2 protein-coding genes are annotated in these 9742 nt (G+C 70.0%); both read left to right on the top strand.

Features of this window, described 5'->3' with window-relative positions; all coding sequences use genetic code 11:
* The coding region (locus tag C7H84_RS35780) for a YadA-like family protein (protein ID WP_121863181.1) at positions 1-3280 on the top strand (3280 nt) is incomplete at its 5' end.
* 353 nt (positions 3281-3633) lie between these two features.
* A complete protein-coding gene (locus tag C7H84_RS35775) occupies positions 3634-9138 on the top strand; it encodes a YadA-like family protein (protein ID WP_162999519.1) in 5505 nt (1834 codons plus the stop codon).
* Positions 9139-9742 lie beyond the last annotated feature (604 nt).

Below are 9742 nucleotides of genomic sequence, written 5' to 3'. Positions count from 1 at the left end.
GTCGATCGATCGCAAGCTGACGCATGTCGCGACCGGGAAGGCGCTCACCGATGCGGTGAACGTCGGCCAGATGCAGGCGCTGTTTGGGCCGGACGCGAAGTTCGAGGATGGGGTGTTGAAGGTTCGCAACGGCGTGGAGAGCAAAAACTACACGCCGCGCTACTCGACCATCGGTGAGAAGCTGGCCGCGTTCGCCGAGGGCGGCACGGGCGAAGTGGCGATCGCCGTTGGCAAGGGCGCGGTGGCGATCGGCCACAATTCGGTGGCGGACAAGGCCAATACGGTGTCGGTGGGCAGCAAGGACCTGAAGCGCCGGATCGTGAACGTGGGCCGCGGGACGAATCCGACGGATGCGGTCAACGTGGAGCAGATGGACGGGGCGATCGACGCGGTGCGCGGCACCACGAGGATGGCGATCGACGGGGTGCGCGCGCGCGTCGAGGAGCTCTCCGGCCAGTTGGCGGCCGAAGCGCAGTACGACGCCACCGCAGCGACCACGGACCTGATCGCAGTGTCCGACGATGCGGATGAGGTGGCGGAGGTCATCAACAGCAGCAACTCGCTGGCAATCGGTCCGAAGGCGAAGGTGGTCAAGGGCTCGCATAGCGTGGCGATTGGGGCGGGCGCGCATGCCGCCAAGGGCATGTCCACCGCAATCGGTGGCGAGTCCTACGCCAATGGCGAGAATGCGATGGCCGTGGGCAAGGGCGCCGAGGTGGTCGGCGACTCGTCGGTGGCACTCGGTGCCGGTGCGAAGATCGGCACGCCGGCCTATAGCAACGTGAACGGCATCGACGTCTACGACGACGAGCATGGCACCAAGGTGAGTGCGGCGGTGGCTATCGGCGAAACCGCCATTGTGTCGGCCAACAATGCGATGGCGATTGGCTCGAAGGCTCAGGCGGGCGCGGCCAATGCGGTGGGTCTGGGCTATAACGCCAAGGCGCTGGTCCAGGACGCGGTGGCGATCGGTAATGGCGCGAAGGTGGAGGCTCCGGCCGCCGAGAGCGCGGTGGCCATCGGTGCGAACGCGATCGCGGACCGCCCGATGACCGTGTCGGTCGGTAAGGACGGGGCGGGCCAGCAGCGTGCGCTGGTGAACGTCGCCGCCGGTACCGAGGACACCGACGCGGTGAACCTCAAGCAGATCAAGGATGTGCTCGGGGCCGCCAACGTCGATACGAAGACCGGTGCGATCACCTACGCGGACGGTAAAACGCTTGCGAAGAAACTCTCGGAAGCGGGCACGGGCGGCGCCAATCCGCTGGCCGTCAACTATGAGGACGCCGACCATACGCAGCTCAAGCTGGATGGTACGGGTGGTGGCACGGTGATCAGCGGGGTGAAGGCCGGTTCGAAGACGGGCGAGGCGGTGAACTTCGACCAGTTCGACGGGTTGAGCAAGACGGTCAATGGCCACACGACGAAGCTGAACAACGCGGCCACGACGACGGCGCTGAACGATCTCGAAGACAAGCTGATGAAGCTGGATTCGACGGGGGCGACGCCGACGGTGATGGTCGGTGCGGGTCTCGCTGGCACGGTGATGAACATCACCGGCACGGACGGTCCGCGTCAGCTGATCGGCGTCTCCGCGGGCAACGGTGGGGACAATGCGGTGAACGTCGCGCAGCTCAAGGAGGCGCTGGGTACGGGTCTGGCGATCGGTGCGGACGGCAAGATCACGGGCTACACGGTGGACGGCCAGGACTACAAGACCGTGAGTGGCGCGATCGAAGCGTCGCTGAAGGCGAAGGGCACCGACGTGAACAACGGCGGCAGCCACACCGGCACGGATGCGCTGGCGGTGCACTACGAGCAGAAGGAGATGACCGAGATCAAGCTCGGTGGCACGGGCGGCACGAAGGTGTCGGGCGTGGCCAACGGGCTGGTGGAGAAGGACAGCCAGGAGGCGGTCAACGGGGGCCAGCTGCATGGGGTGATCGGCTCGGTCACGAATGTGCAGGCTCAGGTGACGGACATGGGCAAGCTGGTCGATATCCACGACACGCAACTGGCCGCGCACGATAAGTGGCTCTCGGCTGTGGAGGGTGACGTGAACCAGAACACGCGGGCGATCAATACGCAGGCGCAGATGCTGGGCGAACTGAGTAGCGGCGTGCTGGTGAAGCAGGCGAGCGACACCAACGTGGTGTCGATCGCAGCGAACACCGGCGGCACGGTGATCGACATCGCGGGTAAGGAAGGCGCACGTGAGCTCACGGGCCTGAAGTCCAGCACGGACGACACGGCCGCGGCGACGGTGGCGCAGCTCAAGGCCTTTGCGGCGGGCACGACCCCGGGTGTCATGCCGACGGTGACGTACGACGACGAAAGCCTGAAGCGGGTGACCTTCGGCGGCGGCCCGCGCTCGGGTGGTGCGGTACTCGCTGGGGTGGCGGACGGCACGATCGGCAAGCACAGCATGGAGGCGATCAACGGTGGCCAGCTGTTCACCTATCAGCAGGAAGTGCAGAAGTTCGGCGAATACGTGGGTCATGTGGTATCGGAACACGAAACCCGGCTGAACGGTCTGGACAGCACGCTCAAGAGCGTGGGCCTGAAGGGCGGTGATCCGGATGGCGGCAACCCGGGTTCGCTCACGGTGCTCACGGGTGGCGAGATGAAGGGCGAGCATGCGCTGGCGATGGGTAAGGGTGCCCGTGCGATGAAGGACGATGGCGGCGAGGTGAAGCATGCGGTGGCCTTCGGCGACAACGCGAAGGTCACGGCGGACCGCGGTACGGCGCATGGCGTGAATGCCGAGGTCACGGCCGAGAACGGCACGGCCTTTGGTGAAAACGCGAAGGCGACCGCGAAGAATGCGGTGGCGCTGGGTCAGGATTCGCTGGCCGATCGCGAGGACACGGTGTCGGTGGGCACGGACGGCCACAACCGTCAGATCGCTCACGTGGCGGCCGCCACCCAGGGCAGCGATGCCGTGAACCTGGACCAGCTCAATACGTCGGTGGCGCAAGGGGTGCAGCAGTCGAACACCTACACGGACCAGCGGATTGCCGGCGTGCAGAGCCAGATCAGCGATGTGGCGAAGAACGCGTATGCCGGGGTGGCTGCGGCGATGGCGATGCCGAACCTGACGCCGTCGGCGCCGGGCAAGACGGTGGTGGCAGCCGGTGCGGCGACCTACAAGGGCGCAAGCGCCTATGCGGCAGGGGCCACGTATCGTTCGGCCAACGGTCGCTGGCTGCTGCACGGCGCGGTGTCGACCACCTCGCGCGGCGATGCGGCCGTGCGCGGTCAGGTTGGCTACGAGTTCTAAGCGCGAGTAGCGACGGGCGGGGCGGTGCTTACCCGGACACCGCCCCGTCCGAAGTGATGTCCCTGCAGGCGAGCGGTTCGCCTGCAGGGATTTTTTTTAGCCGCCGCGAGCCGGTTCCACGAACGCGGTAACGAACGCGATAGGGCGCCGCGGCGGGTGAACCCGAACCGTTGACGCAGCGATGCTCGATCCGGATCCCCCGGGGCTGAGCCGTTGACGATCCATTGAATGCACGGGGCGTGCCGGCATGCGAGGCCGTCCCGGTGGGAGGAAGACACTTGAATCAACATCACCGGGCCGTGGGTCCGACGCATGACCGTAAGGGGACGCTGAAGCAAGCGCTGACGCAACCCATGAAACAACCCGCGATGCAATCCGTGACGCAATCCCTGGCGGCGGCCTGGATGGCGTGCCGGATGGCGCCTGCCGCGCGCTCTGGCCAGCCCGGGCAGGCTGAGCGCGTGACGGGCTGGGCGCACGCGATGCACGGCGTGCACGGGGTGAGGCTGGCGCGGCTGCCGCGGCTGATGCGCGGGGTGCTGGCCACCGGCAGTGCGCTGTGGCTGTCGTGCGCGGTGGCCGCGCCGGGCGCGCCCGTGAGCGAGGAGGAGGCCGCGCCGAGCGAGGTCCGCACGCAGGCGCAGGACGACGAGACCGGCCCGCCCGCGGGCCTGCCGGGGCGTGCCGAGTCGGCGCAGGTCGTGGCGCCCCGGCGTCGGCGCGAGCACGAGCCGGCGGCGCTGCGTGCGCCGATGACCGGCACGGTGCAGGCGCCGCGCTCGGCGTGGGCGGGGGCCGATGCCGGTCCCGCGCTCGAGGCTGCCGCCGACGGTGCGCAGCCGCCGGTGCCGTTGTGGGCCGTCGACGGGGATGCGCCGGCCACGCTCGATGCGGCGTCGAGCCGCGCGGTGGCGCTGGGCTCGGGTGCGCAGGTCACGCAGGGCGCGCAAGCGGCCGCCTTGGGTGCTCAGGCGCAGGCGCGCGGCAGCCGGGCGGTGGCGCTGGGGGCCTCGGCGCGCGCGCGCGGCGATGCGGCCCAGGCACTGGGGGCGCAGGCGCAGGTCGCCGGTGACTATACGGTCGCGGTGGGCCCGTCGGCCCGCGCCGGGCGACTGGGGACGGCTGCGGACGGTACGCAGGACCGCAAGGCGAACTATGCGGTGGCGATGGGCTTTAATGCGGGCGTGGAGGCGTCCGGGGCGGTGGCGATTGGCAGCGAGGCGCAGGCGGACGCGAGTGCGCGTCATGGCGTGAGCGTGGGCGCCGGCAGCCGTACGCAGGCTGCCGGCGCGGTGGCGTTGGGCGCAGGTGCCCAGGCCACGCGGGCGCAGACGGTGTCGATCGGTAATACGCGGCAGCAGCGCCAGCTGGTGAATCTGGCGGCTGGGGTCGAGGATACCGATGCGGTGAACCTGCAGCAGTTGCGCGAGACGCTGGGTGCGCACCGGGATCCCGTCACGGGGCGGCTGGTGCAGGCCGACGGCCGCACGCTGGCGGACCGTCTGGGGGTGCTGCAGGTCGACGGTGATGCGCCGGCCACGCTCGATGCGGCCTCGAGCCGGGCGGTGGCGTTGGGTTCAGGTGCGCAGGTCACGCAGGGCGCGCAAGCGGCCGCCTTGGGTGCTCAGGCGCAGGCGCGCGGCAGCCGGGCGGTGGCGCTGGGGGCATCGGCGCGCGCGCGCGGTGATGCGGCCCAGGCACTGGGGGCGCAGGCGCAGGTAGCGGGCGACTACACGGTCGCGGTGGGCCCGTCGGCACGCGGTGGGCGAGTGGGCACGGCTGCGGACGGTACGCAGGACCGCAAGGCGAACTATGCGGTGGCGATGGGCTTTAATGCGGGCGTGGAGGCGAGCGGGGCGGTGGCGATCGGCAGCGAGGCGCGTAGCGCGGCGGGCCGTGGCGTGAGTCTGGGTGCCTACAGCGGGACCGAGGCCGGCGAGGGCGTGGCGCTGGGGGCGCGCGCGCAGGTGGTGGGGGCGGGCTCGGTCGGGGCGGTGGCGCTGGGCGCAGGCGCGCAGGCCACGCGGGCGCAGACGGTGTCGATTGGCAATGCGCGGCAGCAGCGCCAGCTGGTGCATTTGGCAGCTGGGGTCGAGGACACCGATGCGGTCAACCTCCAGCAGCTGCGTGAGACGCTGGGCGCGCACCGGGATCCCGTCACGGGGCGGCTGGTGCAAGCCGACGGCCGCACGCTGGCGGACCGTCTGGCGATGCTGCAGGTCGACGGCGACGCGCCGGCGACGCTCGATGCGGCCTCGAGCCGGGCGGTGGCGCTCGGTTCAGGCGCGCAAGTCACTCAGGGCGCGCAAGCCGCCGCGCTGGGCGCCCAAGCGCACGCGCGCGGTAGCCGGGCGGTGGCGCTGGGCGCGTCGGCGCGTGCGCGCGGTGATGTGGCCCAGGCACTGGGGGCGCAGGCGCAGGTGGCAGGCGACTACACGGTCGCAGTGGGCCCGTCGGCACGCGGCGGGCGGCTCGGGGCAGCCGCGGACGGTAGCGAGGACCACCGCGCGAACTACGCGGTCGCGATGGGCTTTAATGCGGGCGTGGACGCATCCGGGGCGGTCGCGATCGGCACCGAGGCGCGTAGCGAGGCGGGCCGTGGCGTGAGTCTGGGTGCGTATAGCGGGACCCAAGCGGGCGAGGGTGTGGCGTTGGGTGCGCGCGCGCAGGTGGTGGGCGCGGGCGCCACCGGCGCGGTGGCGTTGGGTGCGGGCGCGCGGGCGACGCGCGCCGACACGGTGTCGATTGGCAACGCGCGCGAGCAGCGCCAACTCGTGAATCTGGCGGCCGGCGTCGAGGACACCGATGCGGTGAACGTGCAGCAGGTGCGTGATGTGCTGGGCGCGGATGTGGATCCGCTCACGGGCCGCTTGCGGCTCGCGGATGGCAAGACGCTCAGTGACGCGCTGGCGGGCGTCGGTCTGGTGCGCGGGATCGGCTACGACACGGCCGCCCGCGACACGCTCACGCTGAAGGCGGCCGACGGCCGCGGGCGAGTCAAGCTCACCGGTCTGCAGGACGGTGATCTGTCGGGGGCGGCCAGTGGCGATGCGGTGACGGGCGGACAGCTGTTTACGGTGAACCAGACGCTGACCCAGGCGCTGGACAAAGTGAGCCGGCATGCAGCTGCGCAGGTCAGTGCGCTCGAACACGGTGCGGCCGGCCCGGTGCGACTCGACGGCGATGGCGCCGCGCAGCAGTTGACGGTGGGCGCCGCGCTCGGCGGGCGGCAGCTGAACATCGCCGGGGTGGTCGACAGTACGGGCGACGGGAGCGCGGCCGGCCGCGCCGGACAGGCACACGCAGCGGGGCAGGCGGATCCCGCGCCGATGGATCGGCAGCTGGTGGGCGTGGCGGCCGGTGCGGGCGCCAATCATGCGGCCAATCTGGCGCAGTTGCAGCAGATGCTGGGCGACGGGGCGCAGATCATCGACGGCACTGTAAAGTACGTCGATGGCACTACCGGGCTCCTGAGCACGGTCGGCGCGCGCCTGAGCGAGCTGGACAGTCGATTGCGTGCAGGCAGCGGTGCGATTGCCGAGTATCGACCGTCGGGGGCCGATCCGGTGGCTGTCACGAAGGGCTCGATCGCGCTGGGTCATGGCTCGGTCGCCAACGCGGCAAATGTAGTATCGGTGGGCAACGCGACGCGCCAGCGGCGCATCGTCAATGTGGGACGGCCACTGGATCCGCACGACGCGGTCAACAAGGATGCGCTGGAAGAAGGCCTGAGCAGTGTGCGCCTACGTGCGATGCAGGCGATCAGTGAGGTCAGTCGTGAGGTGGCGGAACTCGGTAGCCGCTTTGCGATGGCCGACGAGGCGGCGACTGGTCAGGGGAGCGAGGCCAGCGGTCAGGCGGCTCTGGCGCTTGGGGCGCGTGCAACGGTGGTCGGCGACGGGGCGCTTGCGCTGGGCGCCGGGGCGCGGGTCGGGCCAAGTGATGTCGAGGTGGGTGACACGGGTGAGGCCGGCGCGGCCGGGGTGACGGGGGCGACGCCAACCGGGCCGTCGGTGGCGCATCGCTGGCGGGCCGCGCAGGGTGCAAGTGGCCTGGGTGGCATTCGGGAGGCGGTGGCGATTGGCGCGCACGCGCAGGCCAGTGCCGATCGCGCGGTGGCGCTCGGCGCCGGTGCGTGGGCGAGCGCGGAGGACGCGGTGGCGCTGGGCTCGGGCTCACTCGCGTCCCGCGCGATGACGGTGTCGATGGGCGCGCCCGGTCATGAACGGCAGGTGGTGAACGTGGCAGCCGGGGTTGATGCGCACGATGCGGTGAATGTGCAGCAGGTGGCGAACGTGCTGGGTGCGCACGTCGAGTTCGGGCGCGACGGCGCGGTGACGTCGTTCGAGTTCAACGGTCAGCGTGCCGGCAGTCTGGCCGAAGCACTGCGCACCGGTACGGCCGACCCGGCGGACCCCGCGGCCGATCGGATGCGCGAGCACGTGGCAGAGGCGGCCGCGCAGGCCGACGGCCAACCGGGCGCAATGGGCACGGAGGGCCAGCGCGGGGCGCCGCCGCGGCTCGCGACGCTCGATGCGCAACTGCAGCGGCAGGCCGGCACGCTCAGTGCCCAGGCTGTGGCGCTGGACGGGCTCACCCGCGGCGACACGGGCCTGATACGTCAGGATCGCGTCACGCAGATCGTATCGATTGCGCCCGACACGGGCGGCGACACGGTGGACCTGTCGGGCACGGACGGGGCGCGGCGGCTGACGCACGTGCGCGAGGGGGAGCGCGACTCGGATGCGGCGACGATGGGCCAGCTGCGCGCGTACGCGCAGGATGCCGACGGTGCCAGTCACGGGCTGGGGTTGCCGAGCGTGAAGTACGTCGACGATACGCTTGCGATGGTGCGGCTGGGGCATGGCGGCGGCACGGTGCTCGACGGCGTGGCCGCGGGCACGGTGGCAGCCGGCAGCCGGCAGGCAGTCAACGGCGAGCAGCTGTTCCGGCTCAGTGAGGCGATGAAGGACGTGGGGCTGACCGTGCTCGCGCACGAAGGGCGCCTGGCTGCGCTGGACCGGGCGCAGCGTCCCGGCGGCACGGACGTGGACCTGGGTAGCGGCACCGGCCATCCGGCTGGCGCCGCACGGGAGTCGGGTACGCAGTGGGCCGGTGAGGCCGTCGGCGATCACTCGGTGGCGTTCGGCGCCGGTTCGCGGGTGAGGCGCGAGGACGGCGGGGCGGTGCGCAATGGCACGGCGCTGGGGGTACAGGCGCAGGTGAGTGCGGACCATGGCACGGCTTTCGGTGAAAGCGCGCGCGTGAGTGCCGAAGGGGGCCTGGCGCTCGGTCACCACGCCGAAGCGACCGGTGCGCGTGCGCTGGCCTCGGGTGAGCACGCGCAGGCGGCGGGCGAGGACAGTCTGGCGCTGGGCGCGCACGCCACGGCCAGTGCGCGCAATGCGCTGGCGCTGGGGGCGAACTCAGTGGCCGAGCGAGCGGACACGCTGTCGGTCGGCGCGCGCGGGGCCGAGCGTCAGATCACGCATGTGGCAGCGGGCGTGCAGGGCACCGATGCGGTGAACCTGGACCAGCTCAACAGCAGCGTGGCGCAGGGCGTGCAGCAGGCGAACGGCTACACGGACCAGCGCATCGGGGGCGTGCAGAGCCAGCTTAACGAGCTCGCGAAAAACGCCTACGCGGGGATCGCCGCGACCACGGCGCTGACGATGATTCCGGATGTGGATGCGGGTCGTGCCTTGGCAGTGGGCATTGGTGCGGCGAACTTCAAGGGCTACCAGGCGGTGGCGCTAGGAGGCAGCGCGCGCATCCGCGAGAACGTGAAGCTGAAGGCGGGCGCGGGTTGGGGCAGTGGCGGCACCACCGTGGGAGTCGGCGCGGCCTATCAGTGGTAGCACAGCGAGCAGGTCGGGGCGGGGGCGCGGCGCGCGCCTGCGCCCACGACCAGAAGCCCCGGCAGGTTGGTTATGGCCAACGCCGGGGCCGGATGGACGGGCCGCCGTGGGCTGGTCGAGCGGAATCCACTGGACCGGGATGAGGATCTTTTTTAATCAATGGGTTACACATGATTTCGGTGGGTGCGGTATCGCATTAAGCCTGCTGACGCAGCCCAATGAAGTCAATGATTTACATGATGGTTTTACACATATAGCCCGCGTCGGGAGATGGATTGCGGGTGGAGCAGCCCCACGTATCTGAGGACACAAGGACTCTCTTAAAATAACGGATAGTCTTGTGTCTAACAGTAAGCCTAGTCATTACGTGGAACCCATCGAGCGGGAAATGCAGTCCCTCTGGATTCGCGATGGGCCGTGTTGTACGATCAATGCTCCAACCGGAGGAAGATAGATGGTTACGAAAGAGGATGTAGTGTGGTGCTACAACACTTTTCTGGTGCGCCAGCCCGAGTCAGACGATGTAGTTTCGTTGTGGATGTCTCAGTGCAAAGATTTCAAAGAACTTGTGCGTGGTTTCAGCGTAAGCCGTCAATAAACGACG

It is taken from the genome of Burkholderia sp. Nafp2/4-1b, from assembly GCF_003635165.1.
In the GTDB taxonomy this organism is placed as follows: Bacteria; Pseudomonadota; Gammaproteobacteria; order Burkholderiales; family Burkholderiaceae; genus Burkholderia.
The sequence above is the reverse complement of the archived record's forward strand: the minus strand, read 5'-3'. Positions and strand labels throughout refer to the sequence as shown.